The sequence below is a fragment of the Lysinibacillus sp. NPDC056959 genome, assembly GCF_042674095.1.
Classification (GTDB): Bacteria; Bacillota; Bacilli; order Bacillales_A; family Planococcaceae; genus Lysinibacillus; species Lysinibacillus zambalensis.
This window is the reverse complement of sequence record NZ_JBHURE010000013.1, coordinates 41,969-65,111: the sequence shown is the minus strand read 5'-3', so window position 1 is coordinate 65,111 and position 23,143 is coordinate 41,969. Positions and strand designations below refer to the sequence as shown.

Here is a 23,143-nt window from a genome sequence, read left to right as displayed (position 1 = left end):
ACTTTCCTTGTACTCCTTATACCTCTTCTTTGAATCATTTATGAACGGCTACAGCTCGTTTGCCTAACTCTTTATAGCTTTTAAAAAACTGATCCACATTATAAGTGACAAAGCCTTGTAATGGGTCCATGACCACTACTTTATCGCCTAAATGCCCAGTTAAAACAACAGCATGCAAGTTCATATACGCTTTATGCGGCACTGTTTCACCTTCATATACCCAGCCCTTATCTGACTTTTCCTTTGGCTTTGATAAATCCAATGTAACCCATGTCACAACAGGGACTCCCTCTCGAACAAGCTGTAAAATTTCGTCCTGCGTAGAACCACTCTTATTTGACACTCGTAAGTCTGCATGTTTATCTGCTATTACTGCCTCTGCTGCTTTGACAATTGGAGCTGCAAAGACATACATACCATGTGTTTTATCACGAGGGTTACCTGCAAAAGCCTGATCTGGGTTTGGACCAAATCGTTGTCCGTTGACATTGCTTATTGTTTGCTTTGGTAAATAGCGATCAGCCATTTCCAGCTTAGTAACATCCAACCCATAATAATTTAATACAGCTGTTAATGATGTTATTTCACATCCATGTGGTAGTTCCGGATTTTGCATAACAACTGGTACACCCAGCTCCTGCTCGTCTCTTGAAAAATGCGTTTGCAATCGATAATACGGCTTTGTCGCATCATATGTAAAATGTTCGATTGTCGTATAACCATCGTTTTTCGTACTATTTTCAAGTGTAGTTGCAGCGATCGTATATTCCTGTCCCTCTTTAAGTTTCGAAAATTTCGCTTCGCCCTCTTCAGAGCCAACCGCATCCTCTATTACCTTACCTGTCTGTACATCTGTAGCAGTGATATAAAGGTTAGGTATCGGTGCACCACTATTAAATTCTACCGTTAACACAGTTAATCCATTGTTTTGCGTTCCCTGCTGAGAAAACGAATTGCAACTCGAAAGTAGCATGATGATCATAATACCTATTAGTAAAAGGCGTTTATACCTCGTCCACAAGACAAATTCCGCTCCTATCTTGTTTGAAGACAATAACTTCAACTCTATTATTTCAAATTGTCGTAGACTCTATTATACGCTAATTTCATAGACGTTCCTATTTTAACCTCTTTCAGCAAAATGTTTTTAGTAGCGAAAGCAAAGCGTCAGCTATAAAATGTTTTTTGTAGCGAAAGCGAAGCCTCAGCTATAAGTGTTTGTTATAGCGAAAGACTGCCACTGGCCTAAAACCTCTATCGAAAGTTACGGAATTAGGCCGAGGCATCATTGATCTTCATTCACACTTTACCGATGAGGTTATTGCCCAATGAAGGTATTATTGGCTTTGCTACTTTTGAGTTTCACTTTACACGCTTAGTTTATGGTGCTGCTTACGCTTGGTCGTAATGTATGCTTCAAAACCTTACCAGAGGCATTGCGCGGCAGTTCAGTTAAAAATTCAATTTCATGTGGCACTTTATATTTTGCAAGCTGCGTCCGACAATACGTCAATATCGCCTCTTCATCAGTAGGCTCCCCTTCCTTCAATACGACAAACGCTTTCGGAGCTTCGCCATATACTTCATGTGGTAAACCTACAACAGCTGCCTCTAAAATTTCCGGCAGTTGATATAACACCTCTTCTATCTCGATAGGATAAATATTTTCGCCACCTCGAATGATCATATCCTTTTTACGATCTACAATATAGAGATAACCTTCCTCATCAAAACGCCCTAAGTCTCCTGAATAGAGCCAGCCATCTTTAATTGTTCTAGCTGTTTCTTCAGGATTACGTAAATAGCCTTTCATTACCTGTGGTCCTTTAACACATATTTCTCCTACTTCACCCGTTGGTACAGTTTCACCAAAGCTATCAACAACACGGACGCCTGTTTGTGCTAAAGGTTTTCCTACTGATCCAATTTTCGTCAATGCATCGGCATCTAAAAGGGAAGAGGTCGCAGGCGAATTTTCAGTTTGTCCATACAGGTTTTGTACTTTCACATTAGGGAAAGTCTCTTTCACTTGCTTAACAAGCTCATAAGGCATCGGTGCCGCCCCGTAACATAATAAACGTAAATTTTTAAATGTATGTTCCTTAAAATTAGGTGTGTTTAAAATTATTGTATACATCGATGGAACACCAAAGAAAATTGTCGCAGCTGTAGCGGCAAGCTGTTCTAATGTATTTGACGAAGAAAAAGCTTCTTCTATAACAATCGTACCGCCTTTATAAAACATCGGTATCGCAAATACATGAAGACCTGCACAATGAAATAAAGGCGTACAAATAAACATGCGATCCTCATTGGTCATGTCCATTGATGACGACCATATATCCGCAGTTGAAACAATATTTTGATGAGTTAGCATAACGCCTTTTGGTTTTCCCGTCGTGCCAGAAGTATACATAACAACAGCAGTATCATGAGGCTCCAATTTGATAACTTTTCTTTGACCTAGATTGTTTTTAATAATGTCTTTCATTTCATTGAGCCCTACAATATGTTGAAACGGATTTGCAATCGTTGTGAGTACATCCTCTAACCTTTCATCATAAATAAGTCCTTTAGCTTCTGAATGATTAAAAATATATTCGACTTCTGGAGCTGCTAATTTTGTATTAATGGGCATGACAACGTAACCCGCTAACTGAACACCGATATAAGCAATTAAAAATAAATCTGAATTGAGCGTATATAATGCAATTACATCATCTTTTTCAAAGCCTTGCTCTTGTAAGTACGCTGCGAATTTTTCTGCACTTTTATAAAATTCACTATAGGATAGCTCTGTCCCCTCGTATAGCGTTGCAATCCTTTTTGGTTGTTTCATAGCATAGTTTTGTAATATGTCTGTCATTAACATCGTCATCATAAGCCCCCCAAATCTTTAATTCATTACCCTCATACCGTACAAAATAGCCATAAACTAAAAAACACTGCAAAAATTCAGAAAATTACAATTATATTTTATCAATCTATGAAAAGGTTGGCAATTTTTCTTCCCATAAAAAAGTTGAGATACTGAGCGAAAGCCTTGAAGTCCCCAATTTGGAACTAAATTTAACTCCACGTTTTAGTGATAAACGAAAATATGACGTATGTGTAACTAAATATACATAAACATTTTACTTTTCTATCAATTTCTGTTAGGTGTATGATATTTGTATATTGATTAACTTCTTTCAGCAATGTTTTATGTAGCGAAAGCAAAGCGTCAGCTACAAATGTTTTATGTAGCGAAAGCAAAGCGTCAGCTACAAATGTTTTATGTACCGATAGCAAAGCGACAGGTACAAATGTTTTATGTACCGATAGCAAAGCGACAGGTACAGGTGTTTGAACACCCGCTGAAAAAAGTTTTAAGAAAGGCCTGATTAAAATGCTGTACGCACTTTTAGGAGATTTACATTCTAACATAGAAGATACGAAGGCAGTTCTATCCCATATTCAGCACACTGCGAAAGATGCAAAAGTATTGGGATTAGGTGATTTATACGAATGTACTGTAAGTAAGAAAAAAGCACAAACAATGTCGGGTTTACCGCTTCAAAAAGCTGCAATTGTGGAAAATGATTTTGAAAGTTTGCTAACATTCCCCTCAATTCGTGGCAATCAAGAAGAGCGAATTACGCGTGTTACTGGCATCGAACGTTTTAAAGAGCTACCTGAAACAATGGAGATTGATGGTGGTACGCTTATGCATGGCCATCAATTTCAATGGAGTGTGACTTGGCAACCAACATTTCCGCCATTCAAAAAATCGCTCCTTTTCTTCGGACATAGTCATGAATCAGGTCTTTATCATCGCAATAAAAAGTTACGTATTCGTATTCGCTTTGGCGAACCAATCTCATTACAAGAAAAGCAGTATGGCATCAATGTTGGATCAGTTGTCGATCACCGTGAATGGTGTCTCTACGATAGTTCTAAACGAACAGTAACATTTATGTGCGCTCCATCTGTTGAGAAGGATTGATTATTTTTATCCAAAGTAAGCCTCACTCTGCAGTTTCGCTAATATACATAGCACTCACAAAAAACGCTAAAGTCGGCTTCGACCCTAGCGTTTTTTAGCTCCGCGTTCAAAACTAGCAATTTTCGCAATCCTTTAAAGCATCCAGTAATTTTTCCATTTCACAAATACGATCGCACATAGTTTTAATCATATTGTGAAGAATCGGTATTAATTCCTGGCAAATACAGAACCTTAAAACATTTTGTGCTAGTCGAACGCCTCCCTGATGATGAACAATCATTTCTCGAAGGAAGTTTATATTAATATTATTAGATACAGGTGGTAAACTCATTGCTTGGAACATAGCCCCGGTAATTTCTTTGTATGCACACATATATTCATACAATTCACATTCCGAATTTTGTACGATACAGCATCTATTTTGTATCGCTTCCAGGCATTCAACAATTTCCGTACTTGTCACTATTATTTCTAATGCGAGATTTTGCACAAATATATTAGTGGTATATCGTAAAATATTTTCCGACATTTTAATAGCAGCTACTTGATGCGGTAATATTTGCTTAATAAAATTTTCTGAAATACTGCAGGTAATTGTCACATAGGTCATGCCCTGCATCATTTTATTGAGGATCCTTTCGTATTCCTCTAAATATGCCTTTGTTACATTACTAAGTACAATTGGTTTAGTCATTAGACACACTCCTTTCAGAGTAATATATGTCCGATAGGTTGTTGTGCGGTAGACAATTGTACCAAATGAGCTTTATTGTTTCGTAACAGCAGTTGAAGTTATTTTTAAGTTTTAAATGATTCATCTTTTTTATATGTATCCAAGCATTTTTGACAAATACATTGCTCTTTAGGTACCGCTTCAAAAATTTCTTTAGGAAAACTTTCTGTCATACACCAGCAATCCTTTTGTCCCTTTACTATTCCACAATGATTTTCTTGCGCACATAACGGACAACGGTTTTCATTCATTCGTCCACCTCCTTACATGTGCTTATATTTTATAATAAAGTGAGACGTTAATCAGGGATTTTCTTCATATCAATCGAGAGCTTTACGGCACAAAAAAGAGAGGAGTACTTCATTTCATACTCCCCCACAATAATTTATTGGTTTTTCCCATGAATCTCTCGCTTTACTTCTTCAACATCTGTATCACTATAATTTCCCGTACCAACTCCACCGCTTTGAGCTAGCAGTTTTTTCACTTCATTATAAGATAAACCACTTTCCGCATTTTGTCTTTTTACTTCATTAATATCCGTTCCAGCAGAAGTAAACTGAGCTTCGTTATGATCAGTCAAGAAAATCCCTACCTTCTATAATTCATCTGGCTGCAATTCAATCAATTCATCGCCTTCTCGTTCTACTCTTTTATTGAGCTCTCTAACCGGTATAGCATCAACCGTTTGCATATCTTCGTGTAAATCAAAAATACTTATATTATCAGATTCCACCATGTCTGGTTTATCCTTACTTGCTAAGTTCATAAACATCTTTTTTTCATGTGGTATGTTTTTTTCTATGTCCATCATTGCTCACTCCTTTACTTATAGAATGTGCAGTGTTGAACAAATCATGTACCTTTCGTTTTCGAGCTTTTATCGATGCGATGATATTCTGATATTTGAATGACCCGAACATGTCTTGCATGCAGCTCATGATACATCCCTCTACTATCGGTAAAAGATATATATTGATCTCGTTCACTTCGAACTAATGCCTCTGCTTTTTCTTGTGATTCTATATGGATAAATCTCCGTACATAATGCATTTCATCAAAAAAATAAGTAATTTTAAATTCTTTCATAATAACTCCTCGATTACTGGATATGGTTGTTTACTGCTTATCCTATCCAACTAACTACAATTGCTATTCTCATGAAAAAATATAAAGGTATTTTCTATATCTACGGCATAACCTGTAGTAAAGTAACCACTTTATAGGAGGTGATGATTTTGATCCATACAGTTAAAGTAGGAGAAACCTTGTCCCAAATAGCTAGAAATTATCGTACACCGTTATCGTCCATAATTGCTGCTAATCCAGGGATAGATCCGAATGTACTTTATATAGGACAACAAATTGTTATTCCTGGATTTCCTAACCCAAATACGATCCCTTATAGAATAGATATTTCTACTGAAAATCGATGGCTACGGTTATATAAGGATAATGTTCTTCAAAAGCAATACCCAATTGCGGTTGGAAGGATGTTACATGATACACCTACTGGCGATTTTATAATCATTAATAAGGCTCCGAATCCCGGTGGACCTTTTGGAACAATGTGGATGAGTTTATCTAAAGAGCACTACGGTATTCATGGAACTAATGATCCTAGCTCTATTGGTCATGCTGTTTCACGTGGCTGTATTCGTATGCATAATAAGGATGTCGAAGAGCTTGCAAGTATTGTCCCAATTGGCACTGGAGTTTTTATTCATCCATAAAAAGCCTCCAGACTAAAAACATTCCTAAAATTTTATCGGAATGTTTTTTAGTTTTATCGGAACATTATGTAAATTTATCGGAATGTTTTCCAAGTTTATCGGTACAATATGCTGATTTATCGGAATAAAAAAGCAACCTGAAATCAAACCTAACCTCAGATTGCCATCACTTTTTTTAGTGCAAATTACCTTCACCTCTAGATTGCGCAAGCTTCGATAAATAGTATTGCTCCTCTCTTAGCATATGATCCGCCATTAGAGCTGTAAACGTTCCTAATACTTCTGCACTTAACTCCATTTCCTCTAACTCGCGTAAAAACGTTTTGAATAATTTCATTTCTAGATCTACATCCTGATTAAAGCGACTTAATGCAGGGAAAGAGTCTATATTTGAACGTAAATATCCTGTAAGCTCAACTGCTTTTAAATAAAACTGTTCAAAATGTTGGGCAAAGGTAGTACTTTTTTGTCTCAATCTTCTTTCTACGCTATCCAAATCGTCATGAATAATACCTGCATGTCCTGAAGCATCTAAAAGCCAGAGTAAGTGATGATGTAGCTCATGAAATATTGGTGGGACTTCTCCCTTCTTCAGATAGCTAAGTACATTTTGATATTCCTCTAGTTCATTCACCATGTGATTAATAAAGGTAGGTGATAAATGGATATTAATATTTCCCGATAATTGCTTTCGAAGGATATAAAATTTAAATTGCTTTAATTGCGTTACAGCTTCATCAACAGTAAGTGAAAATGAAACCGCATTATTGGCATCGATCGAATTTACATAGGCAAGAAGCTGAGAAAATTTTTGAATAAATGAATTTGCTCTTTTTATATCCTCTGTTTCCGATGGATACAATGAATCATGAATAAATTGAGAATGGTCTTTTAATATCCTTAGCCAAAACCTATGTTCAAACATCGCATGCTGTAAGTAATTCGACAACCAGCCACATCCCCTTTATTCTCTACGTTGCTCTATTCTATTCTTCTTGAAAACCTAATATTATTGCCAAACGTTCTTTTCGTATAGGATGAAACACTTAAAGCTATACTACATAATGCGAAAAAAATTCAATGATATCCAAGACACTTGAAAATTAGGAGGGGATATACTTGTCCACAAAAGACAATACACTATCGATTTTCGCCTTAGGTGGCATTAATGAGATTGGTAAAAATATGTATGTAGTACAGTATGGGAATGATATTTTAATTATCGACTGTGGTGCTAAATTTCCAGACGAAAGCTTATTGGGCATTGATTTAATCATTCCTGATATTACGTACTTACAGGAAAATAAAGAGAAAATTAAAGCGTTAATTGTGACACATGGTCACGAAGATCATATTGGCGGTATCCCATATCTGCTTAAAAAAATAAATGTCCCTATTTATGCAACACGCTTTACGCTTGGATTAATCCAGCTAAAGTTGAAAGAGCATAAGCTTTTAAGGGAGACAGAATTAATTGAAATTAATTCCGATTCATCTTTAAATTTTGGACAGGTTGATGTTAGTTTCTTTAGAACAAACCATAGTATACCTGATTGCCTAGGAATCGTTATGAATACACCTGAAGGAAATGTTGTACACACTGGCGATTTTAAATTTGATTTAACGCCTGTCAATGATCAGTTTGCAGATATTCATAAGATGTCCGAGATTGGATCAGAAGGTGTACTATTACTTATTTCTGAAAGTACAAATGCAGAACGACCTGGTCTAACGCCTTCCGAGAAGCTTGTCGGTAATCATATTGAAGATGCTTTTTTACATGCCGACCGTAAAATCGTTATTTCTACTTTCGCTTCTAATGTTAATCGCATACAGCAAATTGTAAATGCAACGATTGCTACAAATAGAAAACTTGCATTGCTCGGCCGTAGTATGGTGAATGTTGTAGATGTCGCACTTGAACGAGGCTATTTAGACGTTCCAGAGGATTTGTTACTTGATGCACGCGAGGTGAAATATCTCCCCCCTGAAGAAGTTGTTGTGCTATGTACGGGAAGTCAGGGAGAGCCATTAGCTGCACTCTCTCGCTTAGCAAGTGGCAATCATCGCGAAGTGAAAATTTTACCTGATGACACAGTTATTTTAGCTTCATCCCCTATTCCAGGGAATGAGAAAGGTGTTTCACGGATCGTTGATAATTTATTCCAGCTAGGTGCGAAAGTTATTTATGGTTCTTCTAGTCATACAGGTATGCACGTTTCAGGTCATGGTCATCAGGAAGATTTAAAACTAATGCTGACATTAATGAAACCTAAATTTTTCATACCGATTCATGGTGAATTCCGTATGTTACATCAGCATCGTTTACTAGCTGAATCCGTTGGTGTCAAAAGAGGGCATACGTTTATTATGAAAAACGGGGATGTTGTTGATATTGAAAACTCCACGGCTAGACAAACACGTAAAATCCCTTCAGGGGATACGTATGTCGACGGTATCGGTATCGGTGAAGTCGAAGGTATAGTTTTACGCGATCGTAAACAGCTTTCTGAAGACGGCATGCTTGTTATCGTCATCACACTTAATAAAGTAGATGGAGCCTTTATTTCAGAACCAGATACAATTTCACGAGGCTTTGTTTATGCCAAAGACTTTGAGGAGCTTTTAACGAAAGTAAATATTCTCGTTGAAGAAACGGTAAATGAGCTTCAAGAAGAAAATAAGCAGCAAATACATGTTTTAAAAAGAGAAATCAAAAGAGCTGTCGGCCAGTATCTATTTTCACAAACAAAAAGGAAACCAATGATTTTACCTATAATCATTGAAATTTAAAAAAGTCGGTGTAAAGGCACAGGCCCAAACACCGACTTTTTTTATCCCGTAAATTAAGGCTGTGATGGATTTATTTATGCTCACTATTAAAAATTTTATATAACATATGATTGTAAAGATACTGAGCCTGTTGAAACCCATGATGTAAACTTTTTGAGTGATGTTCAATTTGCACAGAAACATTGTCAAAATGCCGCGGTAGCCCCTCTACTACTGTCAGCAACGGCTCTTTACTTTTTAATAAAAGCTGAATCGTTTTTAAAGTTTGCACCATTTTATGTTGGATATCTATCATCGGAATATCAATCGGTATATGGTACAGATGCTGCCATTCTCTATTCATTTTATACACTCTAAGAAAATGCAATAAATAATCACTTAAAATAATTGTTTCATTTGGAATAATTGCAACGACATCGCTTGCAATATATAGTTCAGTTTCACTCTGATATATATATTTATTAGAGTCCTTCAAATTAGCCTTAGTAAGAATGATGGTTTTAGCTGGTACTGGTGCACATTTACAATGTTTTTCAAAGGTAATATTAACTTTTGGTAATTGCTCAATATCACCGTCGAGCATTAACTTTTTTAAATTATCTGCTGTAATGAGAGGTACACCGATGTTTGTAAAATACTTTTTGCTCGGAATTATTTTTCCCTCTTCTATTTTAGCAACCTCATCTAATCGATAACGCTTTACCATGCCTAAATCCTCCAATCCTTCACTTAATTAGGTATACTCTAAAACAAGCTACTGAAGAATCATCCACACTGTTTTACACAAGTCTTTTCTCATAATAAAAATCCCTACTAACCATTGTACCATTTTACTATAACATTTTGTCTATTATACCACTATAATGGTATAGGCATTTTTAATGTTTTTCACTAACTTTTTACATAGAGGTGAATCATATGTCAGACTTTTTAAAGCTAGTAGGTGAACAACTCCGTATTATTAGAGTTTCCAAGGGGCTTAGTCAGGAAGAAGTAGCAGAAAAAACGGGGAAACTAGGTTTTAGTAAAGGACGAATCTCAAACATTGAACACGGACAATCTAATATCACATTAAGCACTTTAGAAACGCTAATGAAAGCATTAGATATTGCACCTGAGGAGCTTTTTAATTTTCAAAAATTATCAGGTGTCACTGATATTGAAGAAAAGAACATTGTGCTTGACATACATCGATCAGTTTTAAGGGAGCGCAATTTAGACGAAGTGAAATATGTAGTACGTATTACGAATGATTTTTTAAATACTATTGATTCACAATCAAAGAAAAATAGCTCCAATAATCAATAACGTTGGAGCTATTTTAGCGAACTATAATTTAATTGCTGTGGAATCACTCGTTTTCTATTTGCTTGAATAGAGTAAAATCCACTATACAAAAAAATCCATTTAGTCTGAAACCAAATGGATCTATTTATTACATTCCAAATTTTTGGCGATAGCCGCATTTTCTACATAGCTCTTCAACTGCTTCTCTACGTGAAAATCCTTCGACAATATTATTTGCACGTTCTCCTTGAACAATGTCTGTGAAGGATTTCTCGTTCACATTCCCCAAATTAATGACACCCTCACCGTCAAGACAGCAAGGCACTACTGTACCATCCACTAAAATAGCAGCTTGACTTCTAAGTGCATGGCAAAAGCCTTTTCCTTCATCCTCAGGCTCCAATAAGCTTGGCCACTTAAATTCATGATCCTGATTTAAATAAATATTATTAGCAATCTTTACGCCTTTACCAGGCTGTACTTTTTCTTCGATGCGATAATCCAGATTATATTCATTTTCTAGAATTTCGAGTGTTTCTCGATTTCTTCGTGCCGCAATATCTGTCACATTATCCTTTTGTAAATTCCATAAACGATATGAAATAATCGTATTATAGTCTTTTGAATCACGCACAAAGTCTAATATATCCCCTAAGTATTTCTCACGATTTTCCGATCCCTCATGACCGTCGAAACTATGCAATGAAAAATTGATTTGGCGTAATGCTGGTTTCCCCAATATCTTTTCACGATTCTTTTTAATCAGTGTACCGTTCGTTGTAATATTAACTTTAAAACCTTTCTCATGCGCTGCGTCAAGCAACTGATCAATACGCGGGTGTAAAAGCGGCTCTCCTTTTACGTGCAAATAAATATATTTCGTATGAGGTCGTATTTCATCTAATATTTTATTAAATTGTTCTACTTTAATAAGTCCCTTTGCACGAGCAGTTGGAGGACAAAAGCTACATGCTAAATTACAGACACTCGTTATTTCTATATAAACCTTTTTAAATGTTCTCAACGTTGATTCACCGTTCCAGTTCTTCATATATTCAAATCCTATTCATTTTAACAAATTTTACGATAAGGAACAGTTTTTCAGTCTCCATCCCCTCACATTAAAGTAAACTTGAGAAAAATTAATAACTAATAGTAATGCTGAAATAATGGAGGTGAAGACTATGTCTGACTATAAAGGTGATAATGAACGTTCAAAAGATCCTTCAAAAAATCATATTACTATTAACATGGGCAATACAGATATCCATGTTGAGCAAAGGGCTGAAGGTGAAGGACCAATCAATTACGCCTTGGCGTAATTGCGTCCGGATTTTGAATTGTGCCCCACACAATTCATTCCTTTCAAAATCCGTGACATCCGCCGGAAGCTTTGGGCCAACACGATGTTGGTCACTCAGGCGTTTTCACAGGATGTGAAGTTCTTAGCCTGAATTCCCCTTTTCAGTAGGTGATTGACCAACCACTAAAAAGGAATCACATCCGCATTCATCTTACCACCTTCAGAGGTAGGATCTACTCCTGAATGAAGATAAATAAAGATGTAGGAACTAATGCCAACAAAGGCGGACAAAATGCTATAAACGGTAGCACTAGAAATGTAAACTCCCAATTTGCCGATGGAAACGGCCGAAGCGGAATTGCTGGTGACAATAATGATGAAGCTGGCGGACAACAAGGAATAAAAGTAAGAGACAGCTTAGTATTCGATAGCGATATCCACTCATCTTCGAATCATAGTGAAAGTAGTGAAGATGAAAATGAATCCCCTCCATTGTTAGATGAAGATAAAAACGAATAAAGTTTATTAGGGCAAAGCACCATAATTGTTATAAGTTGATCTTCGTTACGGCTGGGCGACTCCTTGGGGATCAGCGCCAAAACTTCTGACGCCCCCTGGGAAGCGCTCTGTCAAAAATTAAAACTTCTATCTGCTGGAATATTTTATACCAACAGATAGAAGTTTTTTATTACACATTACGCTTATAATTTTTTGTTCCATCATATGAGTAAAGCATTGGCTTTCCATCCACATATGTTTCTAAATGAACAGGACGACCCCAGAGCTGATAAATATATGGCAAAACGTTCTCTAAATAGTGCGGATCAAGCTCTATTCCCTCAAAACCATGCGATAAATAGAGTTCTCCATTGCGAAGGTAATCGCCATTTTTAACGACGATATACGGGAATCCCCCGTTTACACGCATCGATACGAGCTGATCACGTACCATTTCATGATCCTTATCAGTAATACGGTATTCATTCCCCTTTTTCTGGAACAAATAAAGATCCTCTCGCTTTGCTAAATCCTTCGTTAAATAGTTGCGTATAAAGGATATGTCCGACTCTATCTCTCTTACCTCAAACATTTTCTCTCGACCTGAGTTAGGTTGAACGCCTAGCTTTCTCATCTCTTCTGTCGGATTATTATAGCGGTTTTCAATATCCTCGAAAATTTTCACGCCAAGGTAATAAGGATTAATCGTTGTCTTTGAAGGCTGTACAACACCTGCATTTAATTTCGCATACTCAATTGTTTCAGCTGTTGTTAGCTTGAGCTCACGCATTATACGTTGATGCCAAAAGGAAGCCCAACCCTCATTCATAATTTTTGTCTCTAATTGTGGCCAAAAATAAAGCATTTCCTCACGCATCATCGTTAATATATCTCGCTGCCAGTCCTCGAGCTCTCGACTATGCTCCTCTAAAAATAGCAATAAATCTTTTTCTGGTTTTGGGGGAAAGTGCTTTATTTTTCGCCTGATTGATTTATACTCTTTTTCCTTGTCATCTAAATTCCATAAATCATCATACGGCGATTTTGATTGAGAAATCTCCTCTTCAAATTCATCCTCCGTATTCCAAGCCAATTTTGGTCGTAAAAGGGATGGGTCGATATGCTCCTGAATCGCTAAAATCGCATCTAAAAACTGCTCGACTTCATCCTTTCCATATTCTCTTTCATAACCAGCTATCCTTTCAGCTGTTGCCGTCATGCTCTCCACCATATCTCTTCTAGTATTGGAGAAGCGTACATTATTTTTAAAGAAATCGCAGTGCGCCAATACATGCGCAATAATTAATTTATTTTGTGTTAACGTATTTGTATCAAGTAAAAATGCATAACATGGGTTTGAGTTAATCACTAGCTCATAGATTTGACTTAGCCCTAAATCATATTGAAGCTTCATTTTATGGAATTGTTTACCGAAGCTCCAATGTGAAAATCGAGTAGGCATACCATATGCGCCAAACGTATAAATAATATCTGCCGGACAAATTTCATAACGCATCGGAAAGAAATCTAAGCCAAAGCTTGAGGCAATTTCTGTAATTTCATCAATCGCTCGTTCAAGCTCTTTCATCTCCACTTTTTAGTCCCCTCCTTTGAACATGGTTTATGATTCACTTTTTTTGAAAAAGCTCTTTAAGGCATCGTATACATCGCCTTTTTTTCTCAAAATATGATACCTAAACTTAGGATCATCTACTTTTTTATAGGTGTACATAAGTGTAGAGAAGCGGTTATGCTGATTGACTTCCCCATATCCAAACATGCTCGATACTTCCATCAACTCTCCCACTAGCTTCAAGCACTTTTCATTATCCATTGATATATTTTCACCATCTGAAAAATGTACTGGATAAATATTGTAGCGAGAAGGATTATACTTTTCCCGAATTAACTCCAATGCCTTTATATAAGCAGATGAACAAATCGTTCCTCCACTTTCTCCCTTTGTGAAAAATTCTTCCTCTGTCACAACTTTTGCCTCTGTATGATGTGCAATAAACTCAATTTCCACGGTTTCATACTTGGAGCGCAAAAATTTTGTCATCCAAAAGAAGAAGCTCCTAGCACAATATTTTTCAAAGGAACCCATCGAGCCACTTGTATCCATCATGGCAAGAACTACTGCCTTCGATTCAGGTTTTTCCACTTCATCCCACGTTTTAAAACGCAAATCATCATTATGAATCGGCGTAATTTCTGGTTTTCCTTTCATCGCATTACGCTTTAGCGCATTAAGGATTGTGCGCTTTTTATCGACATTTCCCATTAAACCTTTTTTTCGAATATCGTTAAACTCGATTTTTTCCGTTTTAATATCCGCTTTTTCTTTTTGCTGTAGGTTCGGTAGCTCAAGCTCGTTAAATAACACATTTTGAACCTCTTCAATACTTACTTCAGCTTCATAATAATCATGGCCTGGCTTGTCACCAGCTTCTTTTCCTTTCCCATTAGCCTGATTGCCTTTGCTAGCATCACGCGCAACCACATCACCTACATTACTGTCTCCTTGCCCTTGCCCAACATGCTTGGAGTTATCATAGTTATATCGAATTTTATATTCATCAAGTGAGCGTATAGGGATTTTTATAACTTCGCGACCATTGGACATGACAATACTTTCTTCACTAACTAAATCAGGTAAATTATTTTTAATAGCATCTTTTACTTTTTCCATATGCCGTTGCTGGTCCTGGTGCCCTTTACGATGGAGGGACCAATTTTCCTGAGAAATGGCAAAACGTTTATTTTCGTTTTCAGTCATTTTTATCCTCACCCATCTATCAAATTCGGTTTTTCTATACTATGCTAGTGATTCACTTTCTTGAACTTTTTTAGAAAAATCAATTACACTTCGTGGTTACTTCACCTATGGCAAAAACTTAGTGAATGAAGATCAATTTCGCCTTGACGTAATTGTTGTTGTCGCTTTCGCACAGATAAAACCTTGTTGTCGCTGTCGCTTCGCTTTCGCACAGATAAAACCCTGTTGTTGCTGTCGCTTCGCTTTCGCACAGATAAACTTGTTGCTGTCGCACAGAAATTTGCCACAGGACATGGCGAGTTCCTCTATTTCAGTAGTGTTTGGACACCCACTAAATGAAGATAAAAGGAGTGCCCTTAAATGGACACTCCTATTCACTCCTATCAATAGTCTTATAATTTCCTCTGAATAGGTCAAAATTATTAACGATTTAACAGACTTCCTACATACTGCAATAATTCATTAGCAGATGTTGGATTATAGCCATGTTCATCAACAAGTCTCGCTACAACTTCATTAATCTTCTTCAGCTGTGATTCATCTGGCATTTTTGAAGATGTTGTAATTTTCACGACATCCTTGAGATCCGCAAATAGTTTCTTCTGTATTGCCTCTCGTAATCTTTCATGAGAATTATAGTCAAAACGCTTACCTTTTCGGGCATAAGCAGAAATACGAATGAGTATCTCCTCACGGAATGCTTTTTTCGCATTTTCCGAAATGCCAATTTGCTCCTCTATAGAGCGCATTAATTTTTCATCTGGATTCATTTCCTCACCAGTCAATGGATCTAAAATTTTATTTTTATTACAAAACGCTTCTACATTATCAAGATAATTATTCATTAATGTTTTTGCAGACTCTTCATATGAATAAACGAAAGCTTTTTGCACTTCGTTCTTCGCAATTTCATCATACTCTCTTCGAGCAACGGCAATATAGTTCATATATTTTTCTCGATCTTCCTGAGAAATCGAAGCATGCTGATCAAGCCCATCTTTTAGTGCTCGCAGAACATCTAACGCATTAATGGATGGTACCTCTTTTCGGATAATAGCAGAAGAAATACGATTAATAATATACCGTGGATCAATACCGTTCATGCCTTCGTTAGGAAACTCTTTTTTAAGTTCCTCTAAGTCAACGGAATTAAATCCCTCCACATTTTCTCCGTCGTACAGTCGCATTTTTTTAATAAGATCCACACCTTGTTTTTTCGGTACTTCCAGTCTTGTTAGAACCGAAAAGATTGCTGCGGCCTTTAATGCATGTGGTGCAATATGAACATGGGACATATCGCTTTCTTTAATCATTTTTTCGTAAATCAATTCTTCCTGACTAACTTTTAAGTTATACGGAATAGGCATCACAATAATACGTGAATGTAGTGCTTCATTCTTTTTATTTGAAATAAATGAGCGATACTCCGTTTCGTTTGTATGCGCAACAATTAACTCATCTGCACTAATTAACGCAAATCGACCTGCTTTAAAATTACCTTCCTGCGTTAAAGACAATAAATTCCACAAGAATTTTTCATCAAGCTTTAACATTTCCTGGAATTCCATCATACCTCTGTTTGCCTTATTCAGCTCACCATCAAAACGATAAGCACGAGGGTCAGATTCTGAACCAAATTCGCCAATTGTTGAAAAATCGATACTACCTGTTAAATCAGCAATATCTTGCGATTTAGGATCTGATGGTGTAAATGTTCCTATGCCTACACGTTTGTCTTCTGAAAAAGTAATACGTTCAATCATCACATTTTCAATGCGTCCATCATATTCCTTTTCAAGACGCATCGTATTTAAAGGCGATAAACTTCCTTCAATTCGTATACCATACTCCTCGTAAAATTCATTACGCAAATGATGCGGAATTAAATGTAGAGGATCTTCATGCATTGGACATCCTTTAATTGCGAAAACCGCGCCTTCATCTGTTCGCGAAAATTGCTCAAGTCCGCGTTTCAACAAGGTCACTATTGTTGATTTACCACCACTTACTGGTCCCATTAATAATAAAATACGTTTTCTAACATCCAATCTTCGTGCTGCTGGATGGAAATATTCCTCCACCAGTCTTTCAATTGCTGTTTCAAGCCCAAAAATTTCTTGCCCAAAAAATTCGTACATTTTTTGCCCATCGCGTTCCTCTACACCACTATTCTTTATCATATTGTAGACGCGTGAATGGGCTGTTTGAGCGACTTCAGGTCTTTCCTTGATGATGTTTAAGTAATCTGCAAATGTACCTTCCCACTTTAGCTGATTTTCTTCTTCGCGATAGCTTTTCACTTTATCTAAAATGTTAATAGCCTTCCCTCCATTCAGGGCTTGATTTATAACATAGTATGAAGGAAATGACATTATGATACCCAATACTTTTTTGCATTCTTTAAAGATTTCTATGTAAAGTGCCTAATTACACCATTTACTAAGGGGTTTTAAAAGGGCTTTACTTTGAAAAATCAACTTATTGCCCAGAATGAAGATAAAAAAATCCACCTACATAATATCCAGTAGATGGATTAAAATTATTTAGTTTTAACGCTTTCTCCTAATTCGTTCTAATAATAATCCATCCGACTGATTATTTTCGCCTATGACAAAATCCTTCATATAATAAGTTAAATAATTACCAAACTGATTTGTTGTGTTTTTCAATAGTTCATCAACATAATAAGCACCTTTTTCAATTTCATCCATTAGTACGACAGCTAAAGATGCATAGACACCACATGCAACTTGAAAATACGTAGCATTCGTTTGATACTGAGAAAAGATTTCTTCGTTTTTCATAACATTGTACATAAATTTCTCACGATCTTTATAGACAAGCAGAACACCGCATAAATCCTCTCCTTCTAATAGAGCATTATGTGGATCAAGCACCTCCATTTTAAAATCCCATAAATTATCTAAATTATCGATATTAGATACTATTAACTCTGTCGTATGGTCATTGACTTTATATAGGAACCCACTTTCCACATTCAACATTTTCCCTAAGCTATACACCTCTTCATGAGGCATTAAACAGCCAAAAAATTGTTTATCCCCTAGATTCACCTTAAATTCTAAATCATATACTTTTTCATAAAGAAAAAGTGGAGTTCTTTGACTCATGAACATAGGATAGCTCATTATGGCTTCATCTAAGAAACATTCTGGTGACCAAGTTGTATAAATAACATTTTTCTTGGCTTTGCTTTTATCCTTAAAGAAAGAAGTATCATGCTCAACAATATAGCAGGCCAATAATGAATCATCGTTTACTTCCTTTTGTAATTCAAATGTCATCCATTGTACAACACCAGGATTCATGCCAGAGCAAACTATTGCAACAGCATTTGAAATTTCATCTTTGTATTTTTCTAAATGCCTAATCCTTTCAATTAAACCAAAGCCCTCATACAATTCCTCATTTTCATCTATAAATGGATTTTCTAAAGCTGTATTTATATAATCAATACCCAGATTATTACAACATTGCATCATTTCCACTGTATCCGCCCAAGAAACATCAATGACAACAGTAGTATTTGTTTTTTTTAGATGTTCCATTAATATCGGTTGATCAATTAAATCAAATTGATGAACGACAAGCTGATTTCTTAAATTTGGATATAGATGCGCAAGAGACTTCTGATCAATTTCCCTCTTGTCTACTAAATGAATTAAGCTTTTTTCGATGATTGGATTAATAGAATCAGACTTGTCTTGAACTGTTTTATTTAATATCGCAAGTACTGCTTTTGCAACACCTCCACAACTACCTAGAATCGTAATAGAGTTGTTATATACTACCATTCTATAACCTCGCTTTCGTATAAATAGCATATGTATTAGAAAGCATTTGCCTTGGGTAGTAATCTATTAAATAAGCGTTAATAGATTGACATTTTATGATTATTTACAGTGTACAAACTGACTTATGAAAAAAATTTTTTCGGTTATTCTAACTGTAGAAAGGAGGTCCACTATTGAATCGCCATTTTATATTCCTTTTATCATGGATGTTATTATGGAGTTTTACTCTCCCCACTGTTGCGTCCGCAAAAGAAGAGCCCACACAAGAAGAAATTGTGCAGCAACGTATGGCCCATTACGTACAATTTGACGAATTACTTATCCCGTGGCATTTCTTAGCAGCAATTGACCAATATGAACGCAATTTGCAATCAGTTCGTAAAGATATTCCGAAACGGGATGGTATTATTTCCATTCAATTTTCTGATGAATATTGGTCAGGTGCTTTAAATCCTGTCAGAGATGATACTCGTCCAGAAACCATTAGTTACTTTGGTGGAATGGGGCTAGATGGCAACGGTGATGGAGTCGCCAGTCCAAAGGATGATATCGATACAATATTCTCCATGGCTACTTTTTTAAGCAAATTTGGAACAACTGATGAAGACTTTAAATTAGCTTTATGGGAGTATTACGGAAGCGAACAGGCCGTAAATCAAATCTTTACCATTTCCAAAATGTATAGTTATTTCAAAACAACAGAGCTTGACGATCACACTTTCCCACTCCCTACTAATTACGATTACAGCTATCGAAGTACATGGGGTGACAATAGGGGCTGGGGTGGACGCCGTATTCATGAAGGCACAGATGTTTTCGCTAGCTATGGTACTCCAGTGCTATCTACCTCTTATGGAGTAGTGGAAATAAAGGGCTGGAACCAATTCGGTGGTTGGCGTATAGGAATTCGAGATAATCATAACTCCTATCATTATTATGCCCATCTCGGTAGTTATAATAAGAAAATTAAAGTAGGAGACCTTGTCGAACCTGGAACTGTTCTCGGTACTGTTGGTAGCTCTGGTTACGGTAAAGAAGGAACGTCTGGAAAATTCCCGCCTCATCTTCACTATGGCATCTATAAATTCAACGGACGTACAGAATGGGCATTTGATCCATATCCATCATTACTACAATGGGAACGACAAGCAAAAAAAGCAAAGCAAAAACAGTAATTTAAAAAAGAAGGATAGATAAAATTGACTTTATCCATCCTTCTTTTAGTTACATATATCCGATAATTTCTAAAGCTTCTGTGGCTTTCAGTCGCTAATTCACCACAATCTTTCTACCTCTGATCCGTTCGTTTCTCCCCTTCAATTTGTAGAACTAGGTTGTTGCTATTATCCGGATGGATTTTTCCTAGCTCCGTATCATTGCCTTGAGCGTCTACAATTCCATAAGTGAATAAGCCAGCTATATACTCGTTCAAGAAATAAACATAGCTTTTAAAGGTTGGTTTCGCTCCCCACTCTCGTTCAGCCACATCATCCTTCTGCCATTTAATGACTGCCAGACCTTCATTATTCACTTCATAATAAGCATCGCTATAGCCGGCGAGATTCAGCGTGAAACGCAATGCTTCTCCTTCTGGAAACGTGTAATAGGAGTAATTATACCCTTCTCCAGCATGTAGAGGCGGCGCTTCATCTGTTAGTTTTTCTAGTCCGAGCACAATATGACGTGCCTTCGTGAGATCCCCGCGCATCAGTGTCTCGTATTCTTCCTGACCCGCAGGTGTACGGACAATGACCCGTTTATCTTTATTATTGTAATAAACATAACCGCCAAGTGTCTCGCTAATGAAACGAATTGGCACATAAGTGCTACCGTTTTTATTTACTACTGCAGCATCTAATTTTATTGTTTTCCCATTAACTGTTGCTGTCTTTTTTCCCGCCACAAGCTGTACTTTCTTACTCTTATCTTTATTTTGGATCGTGACGACACCTGTCTTAGAATTATAAGCAAGCACAGGCCATGATGGGTCGCTCAGAGACCTTAGTTTAACCATTGTTCTTCCTTCAAGCGTAATAAAGTCATACTCAGCTTTACCGTTGACAAAAAGAGAAGTAGAGGAAGCCGCATGTGCTGAAGTATTGCCAATACAGCTCACAAATATCACGAAACCTATTATTTTGAACCATTTGTTCATACCATATCCCTCCTATAATCGCATTGTTTTTCGAAACAATTATACCATTCAAACTAAAATATGGATAATAATAGCAGCGATTTAAAAGAAGCTCCTCAGTTAGGTATAACTACATAAAAGCATTATAAAAACATCAAAATTTCTATTTAGACGTATATATTTAACTATCTATCATTCATAACTAGGATTTGTTATTGTACTAAAAAACCATTTTTAAATTTTTCCATTAAAAGGGCTTATGTATATATCTAATTAGTTATAAAATATATTTGTACTATAACAATTATTATTTCGATTTTTTTACAGTTCTACATTGAAAATGAACAATAAAGGGATGGGAAAAGATGAAGGGAATTTATCAGTTTAAAACACTTAAAGGCAGAATTTTAAGTGCATTTCTTCTATTGATCGTATTAGTTGTTTGTTTTACAGCCTATACGTATATTTCTAATAATAAGATGGAAAAACAAGCAGAAGGTTTAGTAAAAGAAGATTTACAAGTCTTAACGGCAAGTAAAGATTTAGCAATGTCTATGAGTGTTCGTCTCTCTGCAGCTTTAAGTTATGTTGTATCTGGTGATGAAAAATACATAGAAATGTTTAATGAATATCGTAAAATCGCAGAGGAAAATAACGGTATTGTAGAGAAATACGAAAATACACCTGAGCGTGAGGCTCTAGTAGAAATGGCACGTACATGGAGCAATCGCGTAAATACCGAAGTATTCGACGTTTATAAAAAAGGTGATAGAGAATTAGCATTAAAAAATTTAACAGCTATCAATAATCTTGTAATCGATGTTCGTGTTGGTTATGAAGAATTGGCCGATAAACGCTCAGTCGCCATTACTAAGGTAGGGGATGACGTAGTATCAACAAGTTTAAGCAATAAAACAGTTGGGCTAATTGTTAGCATTGTATTGACAATCGCAGGTATCCTAGTCGCCATTGTTACTGCTAGCAATATTTCTAAACCTATTACAACTGTCTCAAAACGCATGAGCGAATTAGCAGATGGCAATCTACAACATGAACCACTTCCAATAACTCATCGAGATGAGATTGGTCAATTAATGCTTTCCGCAAATAATATGAATGAAAAGTTAAAGCAAACGATAAGCTCCATCCATACTGTTTCCGAAACTGTAGCAGCTAGTAGCGAAGAGCTAGCCCAATCGGCTAATGAAGTACAATCAGGTACAGAGCAAATTACCGTAACAATGCAGGAGCTAGCCTCTGGCACTGAAACACAAGCATCTACTGCCGGTGATTTAGCCGAAACAATGACTTCTTTCCAACGTAGTATTCATGAAACAACACAAGAAGGCATTGAATTAAAAACGCATTCAAATCATGTACAAGAACTAACAACTACAGGTAAAGGCTTAATGGTACAATCAACACAACAAATGACAACCATTAATGAAATTGTTTTAGATTCAGTGAAAAAAGTTGAAGGCTTAAATGTGCAGTCTGCGGAAATTTCCAAGCTTGTTTCTGTCATTGATGATATTTCAAATCAAACAAATTTACTGGCCTTAAACGCTGCCATCGAAGCAGCTCGCGCAGGTGAGCACGGAAAAGGTTTTGCAGTTGTAGCCGATGAAGTTCGGAAGCTTGCAGAAGAAGTACAGTATTCTGTCACGGATATTTCAACAATCGTCAACCGAATACAAGGTGAAACTGGCAATGTAACAACCGCTCTACAATCCGGCTACGAGGAAGTAAAAAGAGGAACTGTACAACTAAATCAAACAAATGAAACATTTGAACAAATTTCGGAAGCTGTTGAGGAAATGATTCTTAACATAAATACTATTTCAAGCAATTTACATAAAGTTGCTCAAAATTCCGAATCCATCAATGTCTCCATCGATGAAATGGCTTCTATTTCACAAGAGTCTGCAGCTGGTGTAGAACAAACAACAGCTACTGTAGAGGAAACAGCTGCTACTATGGAGGAAATTTCAAGGGGTGCAAATCATCTCGCTAATATGGCTGAAGAACTAAATAGCCAATTACAGCAATTTAAAATTTAAGGTTCAAGGTGATACCTGATCAC

General features: G+C 36.5%; 23 protein-coding genes. 8 read left to right on the top strand and 15 right to left on the bottom strand.

Translation table 11 applies throughout. The features are described 5' to 3' along the window. Positions 1 to 34: 34 nt before the first annotated feature. Both ACFTQ7_RS15325 and ACFTQ7_RS15320 read right to left on the bottom strand, forming a co-directional pair. A complete protein-coding gene (locus ACFTQ7_RS15325; protein WP_386829814.1) occupies positions 35 to 1,021 on the bottom strand; it encodes a C39 family peptidase in 987 nt (328 codons plus the stop codon). Positions 1,022 to 1,375: 354 nt separating this feature from the next. Continuing rightward, positions 1,376 to 2,878: a class I adenylate-forming enzyme family protein gene (locus ACFTQ7_RS15320; RefSeq protein WP_386829848.1), complete on the bottom strand. Its 1,503-nt coding sequence runs from the start codon at positions 2,876 to 2,878 to the stop codon at positions 1,376 to 1,378. A gap of 510 nt (positions 2,879 to 3,388) precedes the next feature. Between ACFTQ7_RS15320 and ACFTQ7_RS15315 the strand changes: the two genes are divergently transcribed. Further along, positions 3,389 to 3,985: a metallophosphoesterase family protein gene (locus ACFTQ7_RS15315; RefSeq protein ID WP_349661065.1), complete on the top strand. Its 597-nt coding sequence runs from the start codon at positions 3,389 to 3,391 to the stop codon at positions 3,983 to 3,985. Positions 3,986 to 4,097: 112 nt separating this feature from the next. Here the strand turns inward: ACFTQ7_RS15315 and ACFTQ7_RS15310 are convergent, their stop codons facing one another. The 5 genes from ACFTQ7_RS15310 to ACFTQ7_RS15290 all read right to left on the bottom strand — a co-directional run bounded on the left by ACFTQ7_RS15310 (position 4,098) and on the right by ACFTQ7_RS15290 (position 5,807). Then, on the bottom strand, positions 4,098 to 4,679 hold the full coding sequence (locus tag ACFTQ7_RS15310; RefSeq protein ID WP_386829813.1) for a DUF305 domain-containing protein: 582 nt from the start codon (positions 4,677 to 4,679) through the stop codon (positions 4,098 to 4,100). A gap of 104 nt (positions 4,680 to 4,783) precedes the next feature. After that, complete coding sequence (locus ACFTQ7_RS15305) at positions 4,784 to 4,969, bottom strand: cysteine-rich CWC family protein (protein ID WP_349661063.1); 186 nt, start codon at positions 4,967 to 4,969, stop codon at positions 4,784 to 4,786. A gap of 134 nt (positions 4,970 to 5,103) precedes the next feature. Further along, on the bottom strand, positions 5,104 to 5,301 hold the full coding sequence (locus ACFTQ7_RS15300; protein ID WP_349661062.1) for a gamma-type small acid-soluble spore protein: 198 nt from the start codon (positions 5,299 to 5,301) through the stop codon (positions 5,104 to 5,106). A gap of 15 nt (positions 5,302 to 5,316) precedes the next feature. After that, on the bottom strand, positions 5,317 to 5,529 hold the full coding sequence (locus tag ACFTQ7_RS15295) for a hypothetical protein (RefSeq protein ID WP_197143618.1): 213 nt from the start codon (positions 5,527 to 5,529) through the stop codon (positions 5,317 to 5,319). Positions 5,530 to 5,573: 44 nt separating this feature from the next. Next, a complete protein-coding gene (locus tag ACFTQ7_RS15290) occupies positions 5,574 to 5,807 on the bottom strand; it encodes a hypothetical protein (RefSeq protein ID WP_349661061.1) in 234 nt (77 codons plus the stop codon). Positions 5,808 to 5,956: 149 nt separating this feature from the next. Here ACFTQ7_RS15290 and ACFTQ7_RS15285 point away from each other — a divergent pair, with 149 nt between their 5' ends. Further along, positions 5,957 to 6,451, top strand: a complete 495-nt coding sequence (locus ACFTQ7_RS15285; protein WP_079562688.1) for a L,D-transpeptidase family protein — start codon at positions 5,957 to 5,959, stop codon at positions 6,449 to 6,451. Between the two features lie 175 nt (positions 6,452 to 6,626). On the opposite strand, the gene ACFTQ7_RS15280 is transcribed toward ACFTQ7_RS15285, so the two are convergent. Next, positions 6,627 to 7,400: a DUF2935 domain-containing protein gene (locus tag ACFTQ7_RS15280; RefSeq protein ID WP_386829809.1), complete on the bottom strand. Its 774-nt coding sequence runs from the start codon at positions 7,398 to 7,400 to the stop codon at positions 6,627 to 6,629. Between the two features lie 170 nt (positions 7,401 to 7,570). On the opposite strand from ACFTQ7_RS15280, the gene ACFTQ7_RS15275 reads away from it, so the two are divergent. Beyond that, entirely contained in the window at positions 7,571 to 9,244 is a 1,674-nt protein-coding gene (locus ACFTQ7_RS15275) for a ribonuclease J (RefSeq protein ID WP_386829807.1), read from the top strand. 70 nt (positions 9,245 to 9,314) lie between these two features. On the opposite strand, the gene ACFTQ7_RS15270 is transcribed toward ACFTQ7_RS15275, so the two are convergent. Beyond that, a complete protein-coding gene (locus tag ACFTQ7_RS15270) occupies positions 9,315 to 9,950 on the bottom strand; it encodes a restriction endonuclease subunit S (protein WP_349661057.1) in 636 nt (211 codons plus the stop codon). A 212-nt stretch (positions 9,951 to 10,162) separates the two neighbouring features. On the opposite strand from ACFTQ7_RS15270, the gene ACFTQ7_RS15265 reads away from it, so the two are divergent. After that, the gene (locus ACFTQ7_RS15265; protein WP_349661056.1) at positions 10,163 to 10,552 is read left to right on the top strand and encodes a helix-turn-helix domain-containing protein; all 390 of its coding nucleotides are present in this window, start codon (positions 10,163 to 10,165) and stop codon (positions 10,550 to 10,552) included. A 127-nt stretch (positions 10,553 to 10,679) separates the two neighbouring features. Here ACFTQ7_RS15265 and ACFTQ7_RS15260 read toward each other — a convergent pair whose 3' ends face one another. Further along, complete coding sequence (locus ACFTQ7_RS15260; RefSeq protein ID WP_386829847.1) at positions 10,680 to 11,555, bottom strand: radical SAM/SPASM domain-containing protein; 876 nt, start codon at positions 11,553 to 11,555, stop codon at positions 10,680 to 10,682. Between the two features lie 160 nt (positions 11,556 to 11,715). On the opposite strand from ACFTQ7_RS15260, the gene ACFTQ7_RS15255 reads away from it, so the two are divergent. Both ACFTQ7_RS15255 and ACFTQ7_RS15250 read left to right on the top strand, forming a co-directional pair. After that, positions 11,716 to 11,853, top strand: a complete 138-nt coding sequence (locus ACFTQ7_RS15255; RefSeq protein WP_386829805.1) for a hypothetical protein — start codon at positions 11,716 to 11,718, stop codon at positions 11,851 to 11,853. 224 nt (positions 11,854 to 12,077) lie between these two features. Continuing rightward, positions 12,078 to 12,353 carry a hypothetical protein gene (locus ACFTQ7_RS15250; RefSeq protein WP_386829803.1) on the top strand — a complete coding sequence of 92 codons (276 nt, stop codon included), beginning with the start codon at positions 12,078 to 12,080 and terminating at the stop codon, positions 12,351 to 12,353. 169 nt (positions 12,354 to 12,522) lie between these two features. Here ACFTQ7_RS15250 and ACFTQ7_RS15245 read toward each other — a convergent pair whose 3' ends face one another. The 4 genes from ACFTQ7_RS15245 to ACFTQ7_RS15230 form a co-directional block, all read right to left on the bottom strand. Next, a complete protein-coding gene (locus ACFTQ7_RS15245; RefSeq protein ID WP_386829846.1) occupies positions 12,523 to 13,920 on the bottom strand; it encodes a SpoVR family protein in 1,398 nt (465 codons plus the stop codon). A gap of 33 nt (positions 13,921 to 13,953) precedes the next feature. Beyond that, on the bottom strand, positions 13,954 to 15,111 hold the full coding sequence (gene yhbH, locus ACFTQ7_RS15240) for a sporulation protein YhbH (RefSeq protein ID WP_349661055.1): 1,158 nt from the start codon (positions 15,109 to 15,111) through the stop codon (positions 13,954 to 13,956). A 422-nt stretch (positions 15,112 to 15,533) separates the two neighbouring features. Next, the gene (locus ACFTQ7_RS15235) at positions 15,534 to 17,429 is read right to left on the bottom strand and encodes a PrkA family serine protein kinase (RefSeq protein ID WP_386829845.1); all 1,896 of its coding nucleotides are present in this window, start codon (positions 17,427 to 17,429) and stop codon (positions 15,534 to 15,536) included. A gap of 231 nt (positions 17,430 to 17,660) precedes the next feature. Next, positions 17,661 to 18,926: a saccharopine dehydrogenase NADP-binding domain-containing protein gene (locus ACFTQ7_RS15230; RefSeq protein WP_386829801.1), complete on the bottom strand. Its 1,266-nt coding sequence runs from the start codon at positions 18,924 to 18,926 to the stop codon at positions 17,661 to 17,663. 173 nt (positions 18,927 to 19,099) lie between these two features. Between ACFTQ7_RS15230 and ACFTQ7_RS15225 the strand changes: the two genes are divergently transcribed. Then, on the top strand, positions 19,100 to 20,101 hold the full coding sequence (locus ACFTQ7_RS15225; RefSeq protein ID WP_386829799.1) for a M23 family metallopeptidase: 1,002 nt from the start codon (positions 19,100 to 19,102) through the stop codon (positions 20,099 to 20,101). A gap of 113 nt (positions 20,102 to 20,214) precedes the next feature. Here the strand turns inward: ACFTQ7_RS15225 and ACFTQ7_RS15220 are convergent, their stop codons facing one another. Next, positions 20,215 to 21,081, bottom strand: coding sequence for a copper amine oxidase N-terminal domain-containing protein (locus tag ACFTQ7_RS15220; protein WP_386829798.1), 867 nt, complete (start codon positions 21,079 to 21,081; stop codon positions 20,215 to 20,217). A 344-nt stretch (positions 21,082 to 21,425) separates the two neighbouring features. On the opposite strand from ACFTQ7_RS15220, the gene ACFTQ7_RS15215 reads away from it, so the two are divergent. Next, on the top strand, positions 21,426 to 23,120 hold the full coding sequence (locus ACFTQ7_RS15215) for a methyl-accepting chemotaxis protein (protein ID WP_386829796.1): 1,695 nt from the start codon (positions 21,426 to 21,428) through the stop codon (positions 23,118 to 23,120). Positions 23,121 to 23,143 lie beyond the last annotated feature (23 nt).